Consider the following 23,249-nt stretch of genomic DNA (forward strand, 5'->3'; position numbering starts at 1 on the left):
TTTGGGTATCGATGTTTCAAAATTGAACTTATCATTATCCCTAGGTTCCCTAAATGAAAAACTAGTTAAGGAATTCGAGTCTCATCCCGATGTGAAAAGGAAGCTCGATTATTTTATAAGTATCCCCGGTATATCCTTTTATATCAGCAGCAACGGTTGTAGGTGAGACTTTAGGTTTTGAATCAATAGTTAATGCTAAACAATTAACTAGCTATGCCGGTTATGATGTTGTATTGAGGAAATTGGGAAGCTTCAAGGGAAAGACAAGAATTAGTGAAAAGGGAAACAGTCATATAAGAGCTGTACTGCACATGCCCTCGATGACCTGTGTGCGTTGCAACCCAACATTAAAGCTATTCTATAATAGATTTGAAGCCAAATAAAGCAAAGCCCTTGGTGGCCCTTGTAGCAGTACAGCGAAAGTTATTAATATTAATGTAGAACTTATGGAAGAATGAAAAAAAATATGATGCAGAATTTGAAATAAAAAAGCAGCAAAAGCATGAAGCTCTTGCTGCGCGGGATAACAGTTTGATAAATCAACCTGTTTCCTAAATTATTAAAGAAAAAACTTTTTTTAACACAGTATCTATGCTTAGTGCGGAGGCAAGGAAACTTTTCGTTTCCGTCTACGCACGAAGCTAAAGCTTATTGTTTAGTTTTATTTTTTTCTTGTTCCAAAGCTAAATCCATAAGATTTAGCGACACTATAAATATACACAGCCTTTAAGTATAATACTTTATGCCCTATTTGCTATAGGCATTGTTAGGCAACGTTCTTATTTTCGAAGTGCTTGATTTCGTTCAGTTCTGATTCTTTTATTTCCTTCTCTGCCTCGATATCATAATCATCTTGAACTCCGAGCCAGAATTTTGCTGAATTTCCGAAATATTTACTCAATCTTTTTTTATACGTCTTAAGTTTGATTTTTATTTATGCATCTACAAAAATTACTTGACCCGTAATAAATCCATCAACCGAACGTTCAAAAGCTTTACCTACTAACTTTCCAGGAACTGGCTCAAAACCTGGCATCATTTCACCATAAACATCCCAAGCCTCTTCTAAAACAGTTGGGTTTATTGAGTTTACTCGGATTCCTCTTGGCATTTCAAAAGCAACACATTTAACAAATGTATCAATAGCGCCACTAGTAGTAGCATCAGCAATTGCAAAAGGTATAGGCTTAGTATTTAAAATTCCTGTTATTAAAGTAAATGACCCCTTATCTGCAATATATTCTTGACCAATACGTACAATGTTTATTTGTCCCATCATTTTACTTAAAATGGTACTCATCCATTGTTCTTCGGTCATTTTAGTAAAATTTGCATATTCACAAACACCAACAGTGTTTACAACAGCATCAAAATGACCAACATCTTCGTATAATTTCCTTAATGATGCTTCGCTTGTAATATCTACTTGAAAGTCATAGCTATCAGCAGAACGTCCAGCAGTTATAATTTTGTGTTTTCCTAGACCCGTAAGAGCCGCTTGTCCCATTTTTCCGTTTGCTCCAATTAAAATTATTGTTTTCATATAATATCTGTTTTTAAATTATATGCAAATTTATGAAGCACTAAAGGTTTATGAAGAGGACATTTGTCTAATACGTAATATTAGCCCTTATTCGACTTAGGTGACGTTGTGTAACGCCTAGGTAAGAAGCTATATAATGTAGTGGAATCTCTTTGATATATTCAGGTTGTGTTGTAATTAAATCTAAATAGCGTTGTTGAGCCTTATCTTTTTGATGATTAAATATCCATTTTTCTAATTCAACATATTCCTTTTCGGCAATAATTTTCAAAAAACGCAACCAATTACTATTTGATTTGGCTAAATTTTCTAACGTTGCTTTTGGTATTGAAATTATTTCAGCATCTGTCAGAGCTTGAATATTTTCTTCAGATTTTTTTTGTGAAATAAATGAAGAATAAGCCATTAATAATTTATTAGGAAAAGTGAAACAATATGTAATTTCATCGTCATTATTTGAATAATAATAGGAACGAAAAATTCCACTTTTAACAAAAGCTATAGAGTCGCAAATTTCATTATTATTAATATATAAATCGCCTTTTTTTAATAAAATAGTTTGAGATAACTTCAAGAAATCATTAATCTCTATGTCAGTAAATAAATTAAATAATTTTAAATATTCGTTCATTTCTTTCTTTGATGTTTGGTATGCTCAAATTACCGTCAACGTTTAAGTATAAGAATAGTTGCGGGTTTGTAAGCGAGGATTTTCCGAAGGGAAATCAGACGTTACAAACACGCAGCGACCTTTGATTAAGCACTAAATCGCATTTTTTTTTATACGGTGTGTGTGCCCAGTATGGTCATCTTTCTTTTACTGCAAAGTAAGAGATTAATTTAGAGGGTGCAAGTGCTTTATGCGCTAGATTGACATCTGGAAGCATTAGTAAGTCGCAAGGGTGGTAACCGCGAGGTTATATCAGAAGAAAGCGAGACTACAAACCTCGGTACTGACGAACAGAAACCGTATGCAGAGGCATAGATACTTGGGTAAGCAAGCACATCATTGTAACGCCCCAAGAATATGAAAAAGGGTATTAATTTAGATACGGCAGTTATTGAGGGAAACCTGCCGGCAGGCAGGGAAGATGCCATTACCTGGGGAGGTCTCTACAACTACGAGTGGTTATGTAGAGAAGTCAGCAGAAGTCGTAGTACTTATGAGAAACGAGTTGCAAATAGCAATTGCATAGGTCTCACGAGTAAGGAAGGACGGAACGTATTCCTTTTGGAAATTCGTATGGGAGCTTTATTAAGTAGCCTATATTTAAAGTACAAAATAGTTGTTGTCGGTGTAAAGAGCGACACAAAGATGGAATACGGCCATATACGAGACTCGTACGTACGGTGGTGTGAGAGGTTCACTCTCCTCAATTATGAGGAGAGCCGTCTACTTGATGTGTGCTGTGTAATCTATGATAAAGATGGAGGTAGGTCCTCCGATGAGGGTTTTTAGGAAAACTCATCAAACCACTTCTATGACACATCCAAGGCAACAAAGGTGTGTGAAGCGATAGAAGAAAAGGCTATTTAAAATAGTCAGGTAGGGATAGAAGAGATGAGCGAAAGCGAACCTTGCGAAGAAGTGACGAAAAGACCAGTCGTTGTCAAAACCTGATTTATATCGAGGAATCGGGGATAAGTGTAGAGGGCACCTAATTACTGACTATACGGCAACCGTCATAAAGCGGGCATGACTTTTATCCAGGCTTTATCGTGGAACCACAGGAAGCCTATGTGCTATGCCAAAAGGAAAACACAAGCAGGAAATACCTGTGAGTCGATTACTAACGAGCGCATAGGTTGCGGATGAAGTTGTAGTAGTGTTGAAACTCCTGTAATGGGAGCGGAGCGAAGGACTTCAGTTATACAGTTTAAATTTAAGGACAACTTAAAATTGTAAGGATGATTTTTAAAGAACAAACAAAGTCGATACCCATAACCAAGGAAATGGTGTGGGAGTCCTACAAGAAGGTAAAAAGTAACAGAGGAAGTGCCGGGATAGACCATCAAACCCTATCGGAATTCGATAGTGTACGTTCCAAGGAACTGTACAAGGTTTGGAATAGACTGGCATCAGGAAGTTATTTTGCACCTGCGGTAAAGCGGGTAAATATTCCAAAGGCAGGGGGCAAGACCCGACCTTTGGGTATTCCCACGGTAAGCGATAGGATAGCACAACAAGTGGTGAAGCAGTACCTTGAACCTAGGTTGGAATCCATATTTTCAGAAAACTCTTATGGATACCGTCCCAACAGGAGTGCACATTCGGCTATTGAAGTTGTACGTCGAAACGTACTACGATACAGCTGGGTGATAGATCTGGATATACAGGAATTCTTTGAGAATGTAGACCATGGTCTTCTGTTGAAAGCTTTGGAACGCCATGTTTCGGAGAAGTGGGTGTTGCTCTACATCAAACGGTGGCTGGAAGCTCCAGTAATACTAGAAGATGGAACGGTTAAAATATCCACGGGCAAAGGAACACCTCAAGGAGGGGTGATCAGCCCACTTTTGTCTAATCTATATATGCATTACTGTGTGGACAAATGGTTAGAGCAATACCATCCACAGGTAAAGATGGTGCGTTATGCAGATGACTTGATTGTACATTGTAGAAGTTATGAGGCAGCTGTCCATACACTTGAAGTTCTAAAAGAACGTCTGACAGAGTGCGGTCTGACCGCGCATCCTGAAAAGACTAAAATAGTGTACTGTAAGAAGGATGGCAGAGACCTCAAAGGGTATCCTGTACAATTCGATTTCTTAGGATTCAGCTTTCAACCGATAAGGTTCAGATTGAAAAAGGGAGGAAGCTTCCTTCAATTTGATTGTAAGATGAGCAGAAAATCTAAAGTTCGAATCACGGGAGAACTCCGTAAACTTGCTTTCCATAACAAAACTCAACGTGGGATACAGGATCTGGCAAATCTGCTGAACCCCAAGATCCGTGGTTGGGTTCGGTATTATGGAAAGATAAGTCGTAGGAGTCTGCAACCTCTTTTCTATTACCTACACAATCGTATGCTCGGATGGATATTGAACAAGTATAAACGCTTCAAAGGAAGCAAAATCAAAGCTGTAAAATGGCTTAGGTTTATTACAAAATCATATCCAAATCTGTTCTATCATTGGGAACTGGGGTACAAATTGGTCTAAATTTATTTAGACATTATCGACTGTATAACAAGAGCCGTATGAATCGAGAGGTTCACGTACGGTTCTGTGAGAGGTTTAGGGGTGAAACTCCTCTTTACCTACTCGACTGGCTGTTGTTTTTGAGTTTAATAATGTTTTTTGTCAAATCCATCCATATAAGAAATTTTCCAACTTCCAGATTCCTTAATCACAGTTAGTGGGTAACCTGTTTTATATTCATCTATCCAATCCCATTCAGTATCTTTTCCCCAATCCCAAGTTAAATTAACAGAGTCATTTTTTAAGTCAATCGTTTTAATTATCATCGTTTTCCAATATTCATCAGGGTGGTCTTGGCAATGACACCATTCATTTGCTCCAGTACCAAATGGGGGAAGATAGCCTTTGTACCATTCATAATCTCCATTCTTAACTTTATAATCTATGTTCTTTAAAATTTCTCTATAATTTGTAATGAAACCTTTTGAGAAATAATCGGTTTTTTCTAAATCATTTTTATTAGAATCAAATTCATTCCAGCCAATTCCTATATACTTAATTGCTTTTTCTCCTTCAGAGCTCCAGCTAACAACCGAATAATCATTGTCTTCAATTCCAATGTCAAAATAATTACGAATATTACTTTTATTCCATTTATAGACTTTTCTTATAAGGCTCTGTATGTCAACACTATCTTTTTTAGTAATGATTGTATTCTTAATAGATAATTGTTCATTTTTCAATTTTTCAGTTTGTGCTTCATTTTCTTTTTTCTTAGAAGAACAACTTATAAACAACAGTAAAATGATTGAGATTTTTAATAAGTTCATATTTTTTATAATAACAGCTAACGTTTGGGTATATGAAAAGTAGCGGCTTAAAATGCGATAATTTTCAGTTTATTACTAATCTTTATTAATATGCCAAAACTTCAATTTAGCACTGAACCCGATATTTTTTATATACCGTGTGTGTGCCCAGTATGGGCATCTTTACCTTATAGCAATATAAGGATTTATTTAGAGGGTGCAAGTCCCTTATGCGCTGGATTGATATCTGGAAGTATTAGTAAGTCGCAAGGGTGTTAACCGTGAGGTTATATCTGAAGAAAGCGAGACTACAAACCTCGGTACTGACGAACAGAAACCGTATGCAGAGGCATAGATACTTGGGTAAGCAAGCACATCATTGTAACGCCCCAAGAATATGAGAAAGGGTATTAATTTAGATACGGCAGTTATTGAGGGAAACCTGCCTGCCGGCAGGCAGGGAAGATGCCATTACCTGGGGAGGTCTCTACAACTACGAGTTGGTTATGTAGAGAAGTCAGCAGAAGTCATAGTACTTATGAGAAACGAGTTGCAAATAGCAATTGCATAGGTCTCACGAGTAAGGAAGGACGGAACGTATTCCTTTTGGAAATTCATATAGGAGCTTTATTAAGTAGCCTATATTTAAAGTACAAAATAGTTGTTGTCGGTGTAAAGAGCGATACAAAGATGACGAGACCCGTAAGTACGGTGGTGTGAGAGGCGCACTCTACTCAATTATGAGGAGAGCCGTCTAGTCGATGTGTGCTGTGTAAGCTATGATAAAGATGGAGGTAGGTCCTCCGATGAGGGTTTTTAGGAAAACTCATCAAACCACTTCTATGACACATCCAAGGCAACAAAGGTGTGTGAAGCGATAGAAGAAAAGGCTATTTAAAATAGTCAGGTAGGGATAGAAGAGATGAGCGAAAGCGAACCTTGCGAAGAAGTGACGAAAAGACCAGTCGTTGTCAAAACCTGATTTATATCGAGGAATCGGGGATAAGTGTAGAGGGCACCTAATTACTGACTATACGGCAACCGTCATAAAGCGGGCATGACTTTTATCTAGGCTTTATCGTGGAACCACAGGAAGCCTATGTGCTATGCCAAAAGGAAAACACAAGCAGGAAATACCTGTGAGTCGATTACTAATGAGCGCATAGGTTGCGGATGAAGTTGTAGTAGTGTTGAAACTCCTGTAATGGGAGCGGAGCGAAGGACTTCAGTTATACAGTTTAAATTTAAGGACAACTTAAAATTGTAAGGATGATTTTTAAAGAACAAACAAAGTCGATACCCATAACCAAGGAAATGATGTGGGAGTCCTACAAGAAGGTAAAAAGTAACAGAGGAAGTGCCGGGATAGACCATCAAACCCTATCGGAATTCGATAGTGTACGTTCCAAGGAACTGTACAAGGTTTGGAATAGACTGGCATCAGGAAGTTATTTTGCACCTGCGGTAAAGCGGGTAAATATTCCAAAGGCAGGGGGCAAGACCCGACCTTTGGGTATTCCCACGGTAAGCGATAGGATAGCACAACAAGTGGTGAAGCAGTACCTTGAACCTAGGTTGGAATCCATATTTTCAGAAAACTCTTATGGATACCGTCCCAACAGGAGTGCACATTCGGCTATTGAAGTTGTACGTCGAAACGTACTACGATACAGCTGGGTGATAGATCTGGATATACAGGAATTCTTTGAGAATGTAGACCATGGTCTTCTGTTGAAAGCTTTGGAACGCCATGTTTCGGAGAAGTGGGTGTTGCTCTACATCAAACGGTGGCTGGAAGCTCCAGTAATACTAGAAGATGGAACGGTTAAAATATCCACGGGCAAAGGAACACCTCAAGGAGGGGTGACCAGCCCACTTTTGTCTAATCTATATATGCATTACTGTGTGGACAAATGGTTAGAGCAATACCATCCACAGGTAAAGATGGTGCGTTATGCAGATGACTTGATTGTACATTGTAGAAGTTATGAGGCAGCTGTCCATACACTTGAAGTTCTAAAAGAACGTCTGACAGAGTGCGGTCTGACCGCGCATCCTGAAAAGACTAAAATAGTGTACTGTAAGAAGGATGGCAGAGACCTCAAAGGGTATCCTGTACAATTCGATTTCTTAGGATTCAGCTTTCAACCGATAAGGTTCAGATTGAAAAAGGGAGGAAGCTTCCTTCAATTTGATTGTAAGATGAGCAGAAAATCTAAAGTTCGAATCACGGGAGAACTCCGTAAACTTGCTTTCCATAACAAAACTCAACGTGGGATACAGGATCTGGCAAATCTGCTGAACCCCAAGATCCGTGGTTGGGTTCGGTATTATGGAAAGATAAGTCGTAGGAGTCTGCAACCTCTTTTCTATTACCTACACAATCGTATGCTCGGATGGATATTGAACAAGTATAAACGCTTCAAAGGAAGCAAAATCAAAGCTGTAAAATGGCTTAGGTTTATTACAAAATCATATCCAAATCTGTTCTATCATTGGGAACTGGGGTACAAATTGGTCTAAATTTATTTAGACATTATCGACTGTATAACAAGAGCCGTATGAATCGAGAGGTTCACGTACGGTTCTGTGAGAGGTTTAGGGGTGAAACTCCCCTTTACCTACTCGACTGTAGCTAGTTTTTTTTATAATATACTATTTTTCTTCTTGTTGTGTCAATAATTATTCCTTCTTGAAGTTTCTCGAGAAATATCCAATTTTTATTTTTATCCAATTTATATTCGTAATTATATATAGTGATTTCTTTTTTTCGAGTTTCGTGTTTACTGTATTTAATTTTATTACTTAGGTTGTCATATGTAGAAATATATTTATGTAATGTGTCTTTTTTATGATTTCCATAAACAATTAGTGTTTTTTCAAGTCCTTTGCTATTATAGCTATGTTCTATAAATAAGGAATCATTATAATTATATAATTTTGATTCAATAGGATTTTCTTTGTAATCAAATTTTTCAATCCAATAATGCATTAAAGTTCCATCTGAATGATGTCTATAAGTTGTTTTCTGGTTTAATTTTTTATTATAAACTACAGTATCATTAGTATATATATCTTTATATGGATTATAAGGTCTATTTTCTTCTTTATTATAAAAAGTCTGATAATCTATTTCGTTTACCAACTCACCTTGTTTATTGTATTTTTCTACGAGTCTACCTCCTAAATATTTACTATCATAATCATAATAATCAAGGTGTTCAATCATTTTTATACTATTATTTTTGTAATACTTGTATTTTTTTATTAACCTTCTTGATTCTACCCATTCAGCATTTTTACAATCAAAATATATAGTTTCTATTAAATTGCCTTCTTCATTATAGTTGCTTATACTTGAGTAATTAGTTGGATTCTCATTTGAATAGTATAGAACACTTCTTACTTTTCCTTTAAGATTTTCTTTTGTTAAATCACTTTTGACAGTTATATTTGAAGCTGTTAAGATTATTAAAGCTATTATTATTCGCATAACATTTTTTAATTAAGTCTCTTGTTATATGATAGCTTGGTTTAATTAGCTACAACCGTCTCGGCTATGACAAGTAGGGCGGAGGACGCGCACTAAACTCTCCGTTTAAGCCCTTAGCCAAAGCTTTTGTATTTTGTTTTTATCTTTTTTTCTCTAAAAGCCAAATTAAAAATGTGGCGGTCTTACCAAAGATACGCAAGCCTTTGAATTAAGCCCTAATTGCCCTATTTTTTATATACCGTGTGTGTGCCCAGTATGGTCATCTTTCTTTTACTGCAAAGTAAGAGATTAATTTAGAGGGTGCAAGTCCTTTATGCGCTGGATTGATATCTGGAAGCATTAATAAGTCTCAAGGGAGTTAACCGCGAGGTTATATCTGAAGAAAGCGAGACTACAAACCTCGGTACTGACGAACAGAAACCGTATGCAAAGGCATAGATACTTGGGTAAGCAAGCACATCACTGTAACGCCCCAAGAATATGAAAAAGGGTATTAATTTAGATACGGCAGTTATTGAGGGAAACCTGCCTGCCGGCAGGGAAGATGCCATTACCTGGGGAGGTCTCTACAACTACGAGTTGGTTATGTAGAGAAGTCAGCAGAAGTCATAGTACTTATGAGAAACGAGTTGCAAATAGCAATTGCATAGGTCTCACGAGTAAGGAAGGACGGAACGTATTCCTTTTGGAAATTCGTATGGGAGCTTTATTAAGTAGCCTATATTTAAAGTACAAAATAGTTGTTGTCGGTGTAAAGAGCGACACAAAGATGGAATACGGCCATATACGAGACTCGTACGTACGGTGGTGTGAGAGGCGCACTCTCCTCAATTATGAGGAGAGCCGTCTAGTCGATTGGCTTTAGTTTTTTGCAAATTTAATTAATGGTGCAACGTTTCCATCGTCAGCTTTTTTTAAAGCGTTAATATATTCTTTTCTTATTTCGTTAGATTTAACCATATTTGATTGATGCCACGAGAATATTTCTTTCCGAAATATTGATTCTATTATGATGTCCGCCATCATTCTAGAGTGTCTTCCATTTCCATTAGGAAAGCAATGAATGGATACTATGCGATGTTTAAATCTAATAGCAACTTCTTCTGGTGAATAGGTTTTGTTTTCTATCCAATATTTAGTGTCATCCAGTAAGTTTTTTAATTCAATTCCAATTTGCGTCCACGGAATTCCAATGTTCTTTTCAGTCTTTCTAAAATCACCTGCCCATTTCCATACATCACCATACATTCTTTTGTGCAAGTCTCTTACAAACTTTTCAGTTAAAATTTTTTCAAGTTTTAATTTTGTATGAATAGTCCATTCGACTGCTTTTTCAATATTCAATTGCTCAAATTCATCTAGTTCTCCTTGAGTAGTAATCGACTTTATTTTAAGACCTTCCTTTTCTTCTTCGTCTACAGGTGTTTGCCCTTCTTTATAATCGAATTCTAATCCCATAATGATTTTTTCATCTCTCGTTTGATTTCACCAGCAAGTTCCTTTATGGTTTTATTTATTTTTTCATCTCCAATTCCTTGGTCCTCTAATTTCATATTTTGATTAGTCCTTAAAACTATTTTTCGTGCTAGCTTTTCAGCCTTTAAGTTTACTAAGCTTTCAATCGTCCCATCTTTAGGAATAAAACCATAGATAAATTTCATATTCAAAGCATTGCCAACATCCTTTAATTTATTAATGGTTATCTGACCTGTAGCTTCACGTTCCTCGATTTTTTGTATAGCTCCTTTAGTTAAGTTAAGTTTGGTCCCTAACTGGTCCCTCGTCATATTAAGAGTAGTTCTAATAGTATTCACCCATCCCTTTTGTGGGATCAGGACCATTCCTGCAGCTTTAAAATTAGCCAATTTTTGGTCTAGTTGTTCTATGAGTAGTTTTTTCTTGTTTCTCATTTGTTAACATTTTATACATATAAGTATGTAATTTAATTTAAAAATATACATATAAATATAAAAAAACAAACGAAAAGATACTTATATGTATGTTTTTTGGGTTTTAATTGTACAAATATGTATTACTAAGTTTGTGTGAAAGTTTATGTTTTAAATTAATGTCAACGGTTCGTGTATGAAATCGTAGCGTATAAAAAGATACTACATTTTGGGTTTAGCACTGAGCCAAATTTTTATATTTTGATTTAATTTTTCTATTCTTAAAGCCAAATTAAAAATTTGGCGGTCTTCGTAAATAGACAATAACCTTTCGGTTTACCCTTTATTAGCTATTTTTTATACACCGTGTGTGTGCCCAGTATGGGCATCTTTACCTTATAGCAATATAAGGATTTATTTAGAGGGTGCAAGTCCCTTATGCGCTGGATTGATATCTGGAAGCATTAGTAAGTCGCAAGGGTGGTAACTGCGAGGTTATATCTGAAGAAAGCGAGACTACAAACCTCGGTACTGACGAACAGAAACTGTATGCAGAGGCATAGATACTTGGGTAAGCAAGCACATCATTGTAACGCCCCAAGAATATGAGAAAGGGTATTAATTTAGATACGGCAGTTATTGAGGGAAACCTGCCTGCCGGCAGGCAGGGAAGATGCCATTACCTGGGGAGGTCTCTACAACTACGAGTTGGTTATGTAGAGAAGTCAGCAGAAGTCATAGTACTTATGAGAAACGAGTTGCAAATAGCAATTGCATAGGTTTCACGAGTAAGGAAGGACGGAACGTATTCCTTTTGGAAATAAGAAAGGGAGCATTGATTTTCGATATTGGGTGATCGATTCCCTAGAAAATCTGTAGCCTTTTCATAAAGTACGAAATAGTTTCAATTGGTGTAAAGAGCGATTGGAAAGATGGATTGCGAACCGCCCAGTACGAGACCCGTACGCTGGGTGGTGTGAGGGGTGCACTCCGTCATTTAATGGCGAAGCCATCCACTCGATTCTATACCGTTTTTTTTCTTCCCAATCGTTTTTTAAATATTTCAGAGTATCTTCTAATGCTTTTTTTGAAGATTTAGGATTAAAACCCAATTCTTTTCTTGATTTATTAATATCGTAATCCTGTTTTAAGTTATAAAACATATCTAAGTAGTGTCTTTGTAGCAAAGGTTCTTTTCCTGTTATTTTACTGCTAAACTCCATTAGTCCTGCAATAGAATACAATAAGCATTTAGGTACTTTCTTTGGCTTTTTTAATTTTAATTCTGGATATAAACCGGATGCTATTTTTACACTTTCTTGTAGAGTAGTGTGTTTCTCGTTTGATAAGATATAACGTTCTAAATTTCTACCTTTCAACATTGCTTTATACGTTCCAAATGCAACATCTTTTACATCCACCCAATTTAAAGTCACATTTGTATCTACTGGTATTTCACCATTTAAAACTTGTAATACAAGGTTATTAGAATAACTCAATTTAAATGCTTTTGAACCTATCATTGCGGATGGAAGGATTAGAACAGTTCTGATTCCATATTTTTCTCCCAGTTCTAATGCTAATCTGTCAGAGTCATTTTTAGAGTTGTAGTACCAATTTCGTCTGTCTTTATTGTATCCATTATCTACATTAGCAGGTAATTTTGTGAAATCTAAACAGGCTACAGAGCTTACGTATACAATGTTTTTTATGCCACATTCTTTTGCAATATCAAATACATTTTGAGTTCCCTGCATATTATTGTCATAAATTTCGGCTTTAGGATTCTTAGCCCACATACTAAAATTTGCAGCTACAGCATATAAGTTTGTAACTCCTTGAAATGCTTTTTTTAGAGATTCTCTGTCAGTAATATCGGCTTGTACAACCTCACAGTCCAATCCTTTGAAAGGTTTTTGATTGTGTATATTTCTGACTGTTGTTCTTACTTTTTTATTTTCTGAAAGTAGTAATCTAACTAAGTTGTTTCCTAAATGTCCGTTACCTCCTGTTATTAATGAAATTTCGTTGCTCATATTTTATGTTTTTTTGATAGCGCAAATTTCATTGACTTTTAAGTATTCAAAAATAACATTTGTTAGAAAGTAACTTGTTTTCTAATACGACTTAAAGATTGAGGCTCCATTCCTAAAAAAGAAGCAATATTATCGATGGAAACATTTAAAGCTAATTTGGGATATTGATTAAGAAACTTTAAATAACGTTCTTTTGCTGTTAAAATTTGAAAATCTTTAACTCGTTCTAATTTACAACTCAAGTGTTCGTTAGTTACGTCTTTTACAAATAATCCCCAAAATTTAGTTTCATTTTGTAAAATATCAAAATCTGGTTTTGATATTTTTATAAGTTTACAAGCAGTAACAGTTTCGTAATAATCTAAAGAAGGTGTTTCAGTCATAAAACTGTCTAAAGAAGTGAAAACATCGTTTTCAGTTACAAGATGTTGAATAACAATTTTTCCATCAATGTTTTGATAACCTTTTACAATTCCATTACTTAAAAAGTAAATATATCGTTCTACTTTTCCTGCGTTTAAAAGATTAGTTTGAACAGAAACTTCTTCTTCCACAAAATGTTTTTTGATTAAATCAATATCGTTTTGAGTTAAAGCAATTCGAGATTCTATGTATTTAATTAGGTTTTCCATTGTTGTTTTTAAATGGTATAGCGTTTGGGCTAAGCGTAGTGCGGAGGCAAGGAAACTTTTCGTTTCCGTCTGGCGCCGTAGCTAAAGCTTATTGTTTTGCTTTTTCTTTTTTGTTCTAAAGCTAAATCCAAAAGATTTAGCGACATTATAAATATACACAGATCATTCGGTTTTGCCCTAAAGTCCGCATTATGTTTAGGTTTTGTGTGTGCCCAGTATGGTCATCTTTCTTTTACTGCAAAGTAAGAGATTAATTTAGAGGGTGCAAGTCCTTTATGCGCTGGATTGATATCTGGAAGCATTAGTAAGTCTCAAGGGAGTTAACCGCGAGGTTATATCTGAAGAAAGCGAGACTACAAACCTCGGTACTGACGAACAGAAACCGTATGCAAAGGCATAGATACTTGGGTAAGCAAGCACATCACTGTAACGCCCCAAGAATATGAAAAAGGGTATTAATTTAGATACGGCAGTTATTGAGGGAAACCTGCCTGCCGGCAGGGAAGATGCCATTACCTGGGGAGGTCTCTACAACTACGAGTTGGTTATGTAGAGAAGTCAGCAGAAGTCATAATACTTATGAGAAACGAGTTGCAAATAGCAATTGCATAGGTCTCACGAGTAAGGAAGGACGGAACGTATTCCTTTTGGAAATTCATATAGGAGCTTTATTAAGTAGCCTATATTTAAAGTACAAAATAGTTGTTGTCGGTGTAAAGAACGATACAAAGATGGAATACGAACCGCCGTATACGAGACCCGTAAGTACGGTGGTGTGAGAGGTTCACTCTCCTCAATTATGAGGAGAGCCGTCTACTTGATGTGTGCTGTGTAATCTATGATAAAGATGGAGGTAGGTCCTCCGATGAGGGTTTTTAGGAAAACTCATCAAACCACTTCTATGACACATCCAAGGCAACAAAGGTGTGTGAAGCGATAGAAGAAAAGGCTATTTAAAATAGTCAGGTAGGGATAGAAGAGATGAGCGAAAGCGAACCTTGCGAAGAAGTGACGAAAAGACCAGTCGTTGTCAAAACCTGATTTATATCGAGGAATCGGGGATAAGTGTAGAGGGCACCTAATTACTGACTATACGGCAACCGTCATAAAGCGGGCATGACTTTTATCCAGGCTTTATCGTGGAACCACAGGAAGCCTATGTGCTATGCCAAAAGGAAAACACAAGCAGGAAATACCTGTGAGTCGATTACTAACGAGCGCATAGGTTGCGGATGAAGTTGTAGTAGTGTTGAAACTCCTGTAATGGGAGCGGAGCGAAGGACTTCAGTTATACAGTTTAAATTTAAGGACAACTTAAAATTGTAAGGATGATTTTTAAAGAACAAACAAAGTCGATACCCATAACCAAGGAAATGGTGTGGGAGTCCTACAAGAAGGTAAAAAGTAACAGAGGAAGTGCCGGGATAGACCATCAAACCCTATCGGAATTCGATAGTGTACGTTCCAAGGAACTGTACAAGGTTTGGAATAGACTGGCATCAGGAAGTTATTTTGCACCTGCGGTAAAGCGGGTAAATATTCCAAAGGCAGGGGGCAAGACCCGACCTTTGGGTATTCCCACGGTAAGCGATAGGATAGCACAACAAGTGGTGAAGCAGTACCTTGAACCTAGGTTGGAATCCATATTTTCAGAAAACTCTTATGGATACCGTCCCAACAGGAGTGCACATTCGGCTATTGAAGTTGTACGTCGAAACGTACTACGATACAGCTGGGTGATAGATCTGGATATACAGGAATTCTTTGAGAATGTAGACCATGGTCTTCTGTTGAAAGCTTTGGAACGCCATGTTTCGGAGAAGTGGGTGTTGCTCTACATCAAACGGTGGCTGGAAGCTCCAGTAATACTAGAAGATGGAACGGTTAAAATATCCACGGGCAAAGGAACACCTCAAGTAGGGGTGATCAGCCCACTTTTGTCTAATCTATATATGCATTACTGTGTGGACAAATGGTTAGAGCAATACCATCCACAGGTAAAGATGGTGCGTTATGCAGATGACTTGATTGTACATTGTAGAAGTTATGAGGCAGCTGTCCATACACTTGAAGTTCTAAAAGAACGTCTGACAGAGTGCGGTCTGACCGCGCATCCTGAAAAGACTAAAATAGTGTACTGTAAGAAGGATGGCAGAGACCTCAAAGGGTATCCTGTACAATTCGATTTCTTAGGATTCAGCTTTCAACCGATAAGGTTCAGATTGAAAAAGGGAGGAAGCTTCCTTCAATTTGATTGTAAGATGAGCAGAAAATCTAAAGTTCGAATCACGGGAGAACTCCGTAAACTTGCTTTCCATAACAAAACTCAACGTGGGATACAGGATCTGGCAAATCTGCTGAACCCCAAGATCCGTGGTTGGGTTCGGTATTATGGAAAGATAAGTCGTAGGAGTCTGCAACCTCTTTTCTATTACCTACACAATCGTATGCTCGGATGGATATTGAACAAGTATAAACGCTTCAAAGGAAGCAAAATCAAAGCTGTAAAATGGCTTAGGTTTATTACAAAATCATATCCAAATCTGTTCTATCATTGGGAACTGGGGTACAAATTGGTCTAAATTTATTTAGACATTATCGACTGTATAACAAGAGCCGTATGAATCGAGAGGTTCACGTACGGTGGTGTGAGAGGCGCACTCTCCTCAATTAGCAACTAGCATTACTTCAATTAGTTTATCTTAATGACCCCATTAGTTCTCATGTATAAAATAATTTCGCTTTCAGAACATACTCCCAATACCCCTTATAATAAGTTCCTTTATCAGAGTCATCCAGGTCAATGACATAAATAAAGCGATGTATTTCATAAATCTTTTCATGTGAAAGCAAATTTAAATACTTTCTTTATTTGAAGCCGGGAACCGGCCAACGCTCATAGCCAGTAAAGACCATCGGGCTAACCGCTTATGTCAGGGCTAGCTGACGCAGCTTCCCTAACGGCTGAAAAAAAATGTATAGAAGCCTATAGCGCTTCCGTAAATTGTTGTAATCTAAGATGAGTAGTGTATAATGCAATCTATTTTCTCGATATCATTTCTTCAATCTCTTTTCCAGTACTGCTTCTTATCTGGTCCTGAATAGTTTTACCATCTTCAGAGCAGCGCGATAGGTCTACTCTCTGTTCTATAAGGAATGCAACCATCTCTGCATTTCCCCACTTTACCGCCTCAAATATGATTGGATCAATCTTTTTATCATTTATATCACCACCTGCTTCAATAAGAAGTTTCATCGACGCTACATTGCCACATTTTGCAACCATCGTTAATGGCATAATATTGTAAACATTCTTATCGAATGGACTTGGGTGTGCTCCATGGCTCAACAGAAGTTTTATTATTTCAGGATAATTAGCTGCTGCTGCTATAGCTACACTCTCATTTTCATCTGGTTCGTTCACATCTACCCCAGCATCAATAAATAGTTTGGCAATTTCATAAGAACCAATCTTACAGGCACGATAAAGTGGTGTTACACCGTTAATTGTTTTGGTGAGGTCCACACCAGCTTCAATGAGGTGTTTCACCACAATAGCATTTTGTGGCTGTCTATCTGCACGTTTTAGTGAGGCTGCAAGAATAGAATAATCTTCGCTATCCATAAACTCAATATCAGCCCCTGCATCTATGAGAAGTTTACAAATCTCATGATCTCCATAGAATGACGCATAACGAAGTGGGCTATAATTGTATTTGTCAATAACATTCACGTCTGCACCTTTACTTAAAAAATAGTTAACATTCTCTAAATGACTGCTACTGGCCGCCTCTAGAAGTACTGAATTACCTGAAGATGTTCTGTAATTTACGGAAATACCACGCTCAAGATAGAGTTCGAAAACTTCAAGCTCACAGTTCATCTCTGCATCACCAATAAAGTTATACTCACGCTCTTCTTGAGTCATAGCATCAACCTCAATAATTTTTTTTTCAAGTCTTTCTTTATCCATTGTCTGTATCTATTTTATGGTTTTATCGTATGCACCCTACCAACCCCATGTATCTATATGATATTTTAATCAATAAACTGAGGTGATTTTTTTAATGTTTTATATAATTTCCAACTTTTTGTATTATTATTGAAGTTGTTTTTTAACGATTTGGCTATGAACAGTACGGGAGCAAACTAGCGTTTACTTTCCGCCACTCACATAGCCAAATCTTTTTGTTTTGTTTTTTCTTTTCCTTGTTTAAAGCAAAATCCCAAAGATTTTGCGGACTTTGAAAATAGACACGAACCTCTCGGAAAGCCTGTAATAGCTATGTTTTATAGCCGTAGTTGTAGCCAGTTACTTATGTTCTTCCATATCTACTTCCTTAATTAATAAAGGTTGCGTGTTTGAGTTTTCTTTTTCAGTAAATTTTTCTAGACGTTTCTTATAATTTGGTTCACAAAAACATAATGCTTCTTCCTTGGTTATTTTTTTAGAAATACTGCTGTCATTGTAATGTATTAGTCTTTTAGTTACTTTAATAGGCTCAGGCTTTGTTTGTTTCAAATATTTAAAATCTCGTATTTTTTCACATTTAATTAGCCAATTGCCATTGTTGTCATATTTGTAGGTATAGATATTTTTTTGTGCTGGTTTACCGTTATAGACTCCTTCCTTGATAATTAAATTTTGGTTTTCGTCGTATTCACTTATATTTTTGTCAGATGTAGTTTCGTACTTAAGTTCCCAAAATATTTCTAAACCATAATCATTGAATTTTCGGTTAATTTCTTTGGACAATTCACCAGCACTGTTGTAACTTTTTTCATTGAACTCATGGAGTTTACCATTATTATGGTACATAGATGTTTTAACTATACTGTCATTTATTTTATTATCCCTATAGATTAATGTGGTAGTATTTTTAAGTTGTTTATCATATTTGAATCGCGAATATTCTTTTCTGGGAAAAGCAAAATTTTGATATACTATACTTGAAATACTATCAACTTGATTATATTTATAATCTGCATTATGAATTTTTTCCGATTGACCACGAAAGTCATATTTTATAGTTGACTTATTAATAAGTTTTCCATCATGATATGCTAAAGTATATTCCCATTCGTCCTCAATTTGTTTAACGAGTTGTTTGTTAGTATTATAAGAATTTGTTGTTTCTACTAGAGTTGCATTATATTTTAATTGCACAATTTTTTTTAAAAGGTAGTCTTCATTATAAGAATACAAAGTATATTTTTTTTGATAATATTTTTTACCTTTTATGATACTGTCAGCGAGTAATACGCCATCAGAATTAAATAATTGTACTCTTCTTTCATCAAGTTTATGCTGTTCAACCGGTTTACCATCTGGACTAGAAAATAAGATTAAATTAAAATCCTCTTCCACAATTTTTGAAACTCCTTCACTAAGGTTAAAATCTTTTAGTGTCTTTTTGTACTCTTTCTGAGAAAAAGCGAAAGAGTTCGTTAAAACGATAAACAATAGTATTTTTTTCATATTTTTTCAATTGGCTACAACGTTTATGTATATGGTTTGTTGCGTGTTTCAAGCAACTAATTCAGCAAATAAAAACCGAATAGAAAATCAGCTATGATTTTCGTAAGCAAGCTAAAACTAGCCATTAATTATATACGGCTTAAGTTTGATTTTTATTAAATTGTTGATATAATTAGAAAGAACAAAAGAGAGAATTAAGGTTACTTTATACGGTGAAGCTTCAGACTTCGACAACATTGATAATTGGCTCTCTTTTACTACTAAAATCACGTTCAGTTCCCTGCCTGTCGGCAGACAGGTGTGAGACTATGAGATCTCGTTTTCAAGTTGTTGTGAGCAGAAGTAGCTGGTTCTTTCATAAAACATTTCTTATGAATTAATATAAAGAAACTTTTGGAGTTGACATCAGTAAACCTGCCTGCCGGCAGGCAGGGATGTATTTTATGTACATGGCAGTGAAACGGGTCACAATCAATACAAAATGACGAGTCAGGATTTAAGAAGTTTCTAAAAGAGTTATCCAATGATTGCTTAGTAGCTATGGAAGCCACGGGATATTATCATTATAGACTTGCACAGTTTTTATACAAAAACGGAGTGGTAGTCTCTGTAATAAATCCTTTATCTATCAAGCGTTTTATACAAATGAAACTAGCTAAAGTAAAAACAGATAAAAGTGATTCAAAATCTATTTTTGATTATGCGCTTATTAATGAAGTGCCAATTTATAACGCGTTAACAGAGGTTCAAAGTGAATGTTTACAACTGTTTAGATTAATGGATATTTATATAAAACACCGCACAGCGACAAAGAATAAGATGCACGGAGAAGAAGTTTTGGGTATTCCATCAAAGTTAGTATATCGCTCATTGAGACGCAATAAAAAACATCTTGATAAGGAAATCAAAGGTATTGAATTACAGCTTTTATCACTAGTCAAAGAAGATCAACAAGAGCAACTTACGTTACTTACTTCTGTTCCAGGAATAGGACAAAAGACAGCTCTATTCTTAATAGTAGTTACGGATGGTTTTTCAAAGTTTGAAACTGCTTCACAGCTATGCAGTTATGTAGGTATTACACCAACGATACGAGAGTCTGGTAGCAGCGTTAGAGGCAGGGCACGTATAAGTAAGGTTGGTAATAGGAAACTACGGAATCTATTGTTTTTATGTTCCTTCAATGCTTGTAAGCATAACAAAGCATGCAGAGAGGTATATGAGCGAATCGTGAACAAGGGAAAGAGTAAAAAACTCGCACTTATAGCAGTTGCAAATAAGTTAATTAAACAATGTTTTGCTATCGCAAAATCGGGCAGACCTTACGACGAAACTTACGTTTCTGTCTTGCCTAGATAAATAGCAGATAAATTGAATAAAAAAAGCTCAAGAATCTGTTTATTGAATCTATGAGCCTAGAATAATAGTGTCTCAGATTAAGGAAGAATTTGTTTGTTTTTTACCTCAGTTCTTTGTTGGCAAATGTTATTTTTTAGTCTAATCTCCGTCTAATAAATATATTTCCACAAGTGATATTCCTTCTTCATTTCTCTTGTAACATAATTTCGTAATGTAAATTGAATTATGAGATATTCCCTCATTATTGAACTCATAACAAGTTTCATTTACGTTATAATAGTTAGATTTCCGTCTTGTTTTTCCCTCGTTATAAGTTTCTGGATTATAAAAAAAATCTAATTTTTCATTTCCTTTTAGATATTGTATTTCTAAATTGTCCTCTATCGAATATTTGGTAGTAACTTTAATACTATCTTGTATTAGAAATTTAGTAATATATTCAATCATTGTAGAATCCCTTTCACTAAAACTTTCGTTTATTCTTTTAGAAGCAAAATATATTTCGGATTCACTTAATTCGTTATTCAATTTTTCTTTCTCTACTTGATTCGGACTATTTTTACACGAAGTAATTAGTATTAAAGTTCCTAAAATTATATTCAGTATATATTTCATTCTAATGTTTGCCAACGTTAAATATATGGCAAGTAGGGCAGAAAACAAGCGATTATTTTCGGTTAAGCCACAAGCCAAATCTTTTTATTTTGTTTTAATTTTTCTGTTTTAATACCAAATCAAAAGATTTGGCGACTTTGCAAATAGACAATGACCTTTCGGTTAAACACTAATTAGCCCTATTTGCTATATATCGTGTGTGTGCCCAGCATGGGCATCTTTTGTTTACTGAAAGGTAAATAATTAATCTAGAGGGTGCAAGTCCCTTATGGGCTTGGGTAACGCCTTGAACCATTAGTAAGCTGCAAGGTTGCTAACCGTAAGGTTAGGACTGAAGGAAGCAGGACTACAAAGCTCGGTACTGACGAACAGAAACCGTATACGAGGCATAAATGCACGGGTAAGCAACCACATCATTGTAACGCCCAAAGATTACCAAAAGTGCATATATGTAGATACGGCAGAGATTGAGTGAAACCTGCCTGCCGGCAGGCAGGGAAGATGTCATTACCTGGGGAGGTCTCTATAACCACGAGTTGGTATAGTAGAGAAGTCAGCCGAAGTCATAGTACTCATCGGAAACGAGTTGCAGTAAACTGCATAGGTCTCACAAGTGGGGAAGGACTGAACGCAGTCCTTTCAGAAATAAGAAAGGGAGCATTGATTTTCGATATTGGGTGATCGATTCCCTAGAAAATCTGTAGCCTTTTCATAAAGTACGAAATAGTTTCAATTGGTGTAAAGAGCGATTGGAAAGATGGATTGCGAACCGCCCAGTACGAGACCCGTACGCTGGGTGGTGTGAGGGGTGCACTCCGTCATTTAATGGCGGAGCCATCCACTCGATTACATGCTGGCTTTATATTTCAAATATTTCTGCTTCATCTATCCATTTAGGTGATTTAAAGTTACTTGCTTTGGGATGTTGCTGAAACATTTGTCTAAAGGCTCTCATTGAGTAATATACTTTTTTCATTAATTCAATTTGTTTTTCATTGAATTTCTTATCGTATGTGTTTTCTTGAATTTTATGCGCTGGGCTTTGTCTTTCTCTTCTTACTTGTTTAAATGAGTCAAAAATCTGTTTTATATATTCTTGTTGTTCGATGTTGTAATGAGACAGCAACCATTCTTCAAAAAGTCTTATTGTTCCTTTATTTATTTTTTCTGTTTCACCATTTTCTAGTTCTCTTATCTCTACTAATTCTATTAAGTCTTTGAAGAATTTTTTATTAAAATTCTCTGACACCATTTTATCTAACAGGAGAACGAATGCATGGTAGTTTTTAGATGTTGGAACGAAGAAATATGTAAATTCTCTTGGTCTATTGTCGGAATCGAAGTCTTTCTTAAATAGCTTTTTGCCAAAAATCACATTCGAAAGTTCATTAAGAGTTCTTTGCTCTCCTATGAATGCGCTAAAAAAAGAATAGGAATTAGACCAGTTTCCTTTTATCGTGTTTTCATAATATGGCTTCACCATTTTGCAACCAAATTTCGATTCCTTACTCTTCCAATATATTTGATGATCTTCTGTCAATCCATGTAAATACCTTAAGTATACAACTGCTACTTTGTCTCCATTTTCGTCTTGTCCTAATCCGAATGTTTTAAGAAATATATTATCTTCTTCTCTTACTATTGGCTCGTCATTTTCATCGTATTTGCAAGTTATTCTACCTGAATAGTTTTGGAACTGAAAGTCAAAACGTGGGTCATTATAGTAGCGATCTAATACTTCAACATCAAAATATTTCGCTTTTAAATGTGGTTCTGCAAGTGCTAATTGTTTGCTAAAGAATTTGTTCCCATAGTTTGCTAAATCTCTCTTTTCCTTAAGTAAAGACGTGGATGGATAAATACAAATTGGGTATTCTGTATTCTCATGAGCAAGTTGAATACCAATAAAATCTTTAATTTCTACAGTAATATTTTTTGCGTCATCAAGTATTTTATATTGTACGTCCTTTTCATAATGCTGGAAACCAATTATATGTGGGTTAGTACTTGATTGTATTGAGATAATTTCTTCTCCGACTAATTCTTTTATTATATTTATAGATTCTTTATAATCTATATCTAATTTTTCTGATATGCTTCTAAGAGATATTCCATTGAAATCATTTGATTCAACAAAGAAATTATAAACTATATGTTCGATTTCTTTTTTCACATTTTTTGCTGCTTGCATGTAACAATTATATAATGAACATATGTTCATTATACCGCCAATTTAAGATATAATGAACATAT

General features: G+C 35.8%; 16 protein-coding genes and 2 pseudogenes. 5 read left to right on the forward strand and 13 right to left on the reverse strand.

Annotated elements, in window-relative coordinates; translation table 11 throughout:
• Positions 1–140 precede the first annotated feature (140 nt).
• Positions 141–383 carry a transposase gene (locus CELAL_RS22875; protein WP_083807799.1) on the forward strand — a complete coding sequence of 81 codons (243 nt, stop codon included), beginning with the start codon at positions 141–143 and terminating at the stop codon, positions 381–383.
• Between the two features lie 383 nt (positions 384–766).
• Here CELAL_RS22875 and CELAL_RS22630 read toward each other — a convergent pair.
• The 3 genes and pseudogenes from CELAL_RS22630 to CELAL_RS15955 form a co-directional block, all read right to left on the reverse strand.
• Positions 767–904 (reverse strand): annotated as a pseudogene (locus tag CELAL_RS22630) (helix-turn-helix transcriptional regulator); the annotation flags it as partial.
• Positions 905–934: 30 nt separating this feature from the next.
• On the reverse strand, positions 935–1,543 hold the full coding sequence (locus tag CELAL_RS15950) for a short chain dehydrogenase (protein WP_013551925.1): 609 nt from the start codon (positions 1,541–1,543) through the stop codon (positions 935–937).
• A gap of 67 nt (positions 1,544–1,610) precedes the next feature.
• The gene (locus CELAL_RS15955; protein WP_013551926.1) at positions 1,611–2,174 is read right to left on the reverse strand and encodes a Crp/Fnr family transcriptional regulator; all 564 of its coding nucleotides are present in this window, start codon (positions 2,172–2,174) and stop codon (positions 1,611–1,613) included.
• Positions 2,175–3,451: 1,277 nt separating this feature from the next.
• Here CELAL_RS15955 and ltrA (CELAL_RS15965) point away from each other — a divergent pair.
• Positions 3,452–4,705, forward strand: coding sequence for a group II intron reverse transcriptase/maturase (gene ltrA / locus CELAL_RS15965; RefSeq protein WP_013549079.1), 1,254 nt, complete (start codon positions 3,452–3,454; stop codon positions 4,703–4,705).
• Positions 4,706–4,830: 125 nt separating this feature from the next.
• Here the strand turns inward: ltrA (CELAL_RS15965) and CELAL_RS15970 are convergent, their stop codons facing one another.
• Positions 4,831–5,514: a hypothetical protein gene (locus tag CELAL_RS15970; RefSeq protein ID WP_013551928.1), complete on the reverse strand. Its 684-nt coding sequence runs from the start codon at positions 5,512–5,514 to the stop codon at positions 4,831–4,833.
• 1,248 nt (positions 5,515–6,762) lie between these two features.
• Between CELAL_RS15970 and ltrA (CELAL_RS15975) the strand changes: the two genes are divergently transcribed.
• Positions 6,763–8,016 (forward strand): group II intron reverse transcriptase/maturase, encoded by a 1,254-nt coding sequence (gene ltrA / locus CELAL_RS15975; protein WP_013551929.1) that lies wholly within the window; start codon positions 6,763–6,765, stop codon positions 8,014–8,016.
• Between the two features lie 112 nt (positions 8,017–8,128).
• Here the strand turns inward: ltrA (CELAL_RS15975) and CELAL_RS15980 are convergent, their stop codons facing one another.
• The 5 genes from CELAL_RS15980 to CELAL_RS16000 all read right to left on the reverse strand — a co-directional run bounded on the left by CELAL_RS15980 (position 8,129) and on the right by CELAL_RS16000 (position 13,543).
• Entirely contained in the window at positions 8,129–8,986 is an 858-nt protein-coding gene (locus CELAL_RS15980; protein ID WP_013551930.1) for a hypothetical protein, read from the reverse strand.
• Positions 8,987–9,847: 861 nt separating this feature from the next.
• Positions 9,848–10,444, reverse strand: coding sequence for a mobile mystery protein B (locus CELAL_RS15985; protein ID WP_013551932.1), 597 nt, complete (start codon positions 10,442–10,444; stop codon positions 9,848–9,850).
• Positions 10,435–10,896: a mobile mystery protein A gene (locus tag CELAL_RS15990; protein ID WP_013551933.1), complete on the reverse strand. Its 462-nt coding sequence runs from the start codon at positions 10,894–10,896 to the stop codon at positions 10,435–10,437. The genes CELAL_RS15985 and CELAL_RS15990 overlap by 10 nt, the downstream gene beginning before the upstream one ends.
• An 863-nt stretch (positions 10,897–11,759) precedes the next feature.
• Entirely contained in the window at positions 11,760–12,911 is a 1,152-nt protein-coding gene (locus tag CELAL_RS15995) for an NAD-dependent epimerase/dehydratase family protein (RefSeq protein ID WP_013551934.1), read from the reverse strand.
• Positions 12,912–12,973: 62 nt separating this feature from the next.
• Positions 12,974–13,543 (reverse strand): Crp/Fnr family transcriptional regulator, encoded by a 570-nt coding sequence (locus CELAL_RS16000; RefSeq protein WP_013551935.1) that lies wholly within the window; start codon positions 13,541–13,543, stop codon positions 12,974–12,976.
• Between the two features lie 1,328 nt (positions 13,544–14,871).
• On the opposite strand from CELAL_RS16000, the gene ltrA (CELAL_RS16005) reads away from it, so the two are divergent.
• Positions 14,872–16,125, forward strand: a complete 1,254-nt coding sequence (gene ltrA / locus CELAL_RS16005; RefSeq protein WP_013551936.1) for a group II intron reverse transcriptase/maturase — start codon at positions 14,872–14,874, stop codon at positions 16,123–16,125.
• A 458-nt stretch (positions 16,126–16,583) separates the two neighbouring features.
• Here ltrA (CELAL_RS16005) and CELAL_RS16010 read toward each other — a convergent pair whose 3' ends face one another.
• Positions 16,584–17,516, reverse strand: coding sequence for an ankyrin repeat domain-containing protein (locus CELAL_RS16010; RefSeq protein ID WP_013551937.1), 933 nt, complete (start codon positions 17,514–17,516; stop codon positions 16,584–16,586).
• A 339-nt stretch (positions 17,517–17,855) separates the two neighbouring features.
• Complete coding sequence (locus CELAL_RS16015; protein WP_013551938.1) at positions 17,856–19,022, reverse strand: hypothetical protein; 1,167 nt, start codon at positions 19,020–19,022, stop codon at positions 17,856–17,858.
• Between the two features lie 404 nt (positions 19,023–19,426).
• Here CELAL_RS16015 and CELAL_RS16020 point away from each other — a divergent pair.
• A pseudogene (locus CELAL_RS16020) lies at positions 19,427–20,381 on the forward strand (IS110 family RNA-guided transposase).
• 138 nt (positions 20,382–20,519) lie between these two features.
• Here the strand turns inward: CELAL_RS16020 and CELAL_RS16025 are convergent.
• A complete protein-coding gene (locus CELAL_RS16025) occupies positions 20,520–20,996 on the reverse strand; it encodes a hypothetical protein (protein ID WP_041557772.1) in 477 nt (158 codons plus the stop codon).
• Positions 20,997–21,855: 859 nt separating this feature from the next.
• The gene (locus tag CELAL_RS16030) at positions 21,856–23,187 is read right to left on the reverse strand and encodes a hypothetical protein (RefSeq protein ID WP_041557773.1); all 1,332 of its coding nucleotides are present in this window, start codon (positions 23,185–23,187) and stop codon (positions 21,856–21,858) included.
• Positions 23,188–23,249 lie beyond the last annotated feature (62 nt).

The sequence above is a fragment of the Cellulophaga algicola DSM 14237 genome, from assembly GCF_000186265.1.
GTDB classification, from domain to species: Bacteria; Bacteroidota; Bacteroidia; order Flavobacteriales; family Flavobacteriaceae; genus Cellulophaga; species Cellulophaga algicola.

Excerpts from the sequence above, each read along its gene's own strand:
- CELAL_RS15950 (WP_013551925.1), bottom strand. The coding sequence starts at position 1,543 with ATGAAAACAATAATTTTAATTGGAGCAAACGGAAAAATGGGACAAGCG.
- CELAL_RS15955 (WP_013551926.1), bottom strand. The coding sequence starts at position 2,174 with ATGAACGAATATTTAAAATTATTTAATTTATTTACTGACATAGAGATT.
- ltrA (WP_013549079.1), top strand. The coding sequence starts at position 3,452 with ATGATTTTTAAAGAACAAACAAAGTCGATACCCATAACCAAGGAAATG.
- CELAL_RS15970 (WP_013551928.1), bottom strand. The coding sequence starts at position 5,514 with ATGAACTTATTAAAAATCTCAATCATTTTACTGTTGTTTATAAGTTGT.
- ltrA (WP_013551929.1), top strand. The coding sequence starts at position 6,763 with ATGATTTTTAAAGAACAAACAAAGTCGATACCCATAACCAAGGAAATG.
- CELAL_RS15980 (WP_013551930.1), bottom strand. The coding sequence starts at position 8,986 with ATGCGAATAATAATAGCTTTAATAATCTTAACAGCTTCAAATATAACT.
- CELAL_RS15985 (WP_013551932.1), bottom strand. The coding sequence starts at position 10,444 with ATGGGATTAGAATTCGATTATAAAGAAGGGCAAACACCTGTAGACGAA.
- CELAL_RS15990 (WP_013551933.1), bottom strand. The coding sequence starts at position 10,896 with ATGAGAAACAAGAAAAAACTACTCATAGAACAACTAGACCAAAAATTG.
- CELAL_RS15995 (WP_013551934.1), bottom strand. The coding sequence starts at position 12,911 with ATGAGCAACGAAATTTCATTAATAACAGGAGGTAACGGACATTTAGGA.
- CELAL_RS16000 (WP_013551935.1), bottom strand. The coding sequence starts at position 13,543 with ATGGAAAACCTAATTAAATACATAGAATCTCGAATTGCTTTAACTCAA.
- ltrA (WP_013551936.1), top strand. The coding sequence starts at position 14,872 with ATGATTTTTAAAGAACAAACAAAGTCGATACCCATAACCAAGGAAATG.
- CELAL_RS16010 (WP_013551937.1), bottom strand. The coding sequence starts at position 17,516 with ATGGATAAAGAAAGACTTGAAAAAAAAATTATTGAGGTTGATGCTATG.
- CELAL_RS16015 (WP_013551938.1), bottom strand. The coding sequence starts at position 19,022 with ATGAAAAAAATACTATTGTTTATCGTTTTAACGAACTCTTTCGCTTTT.
- CELAL_RS16025 (WP_041557772.1), bottom strand. The coding sequence starts at position 20,996 with ATGAAATATATACTGAATATAATTTTAGGAACTTTAATACTAATTACT.
- CELAL_RS16030 (WP_041557773.1), bottom strand. The coding sequence starts at position 23,187 with ATGCAAGCAGCAAAAAATGTGAAAAAAGAAATCGAACATATAGTTTAT.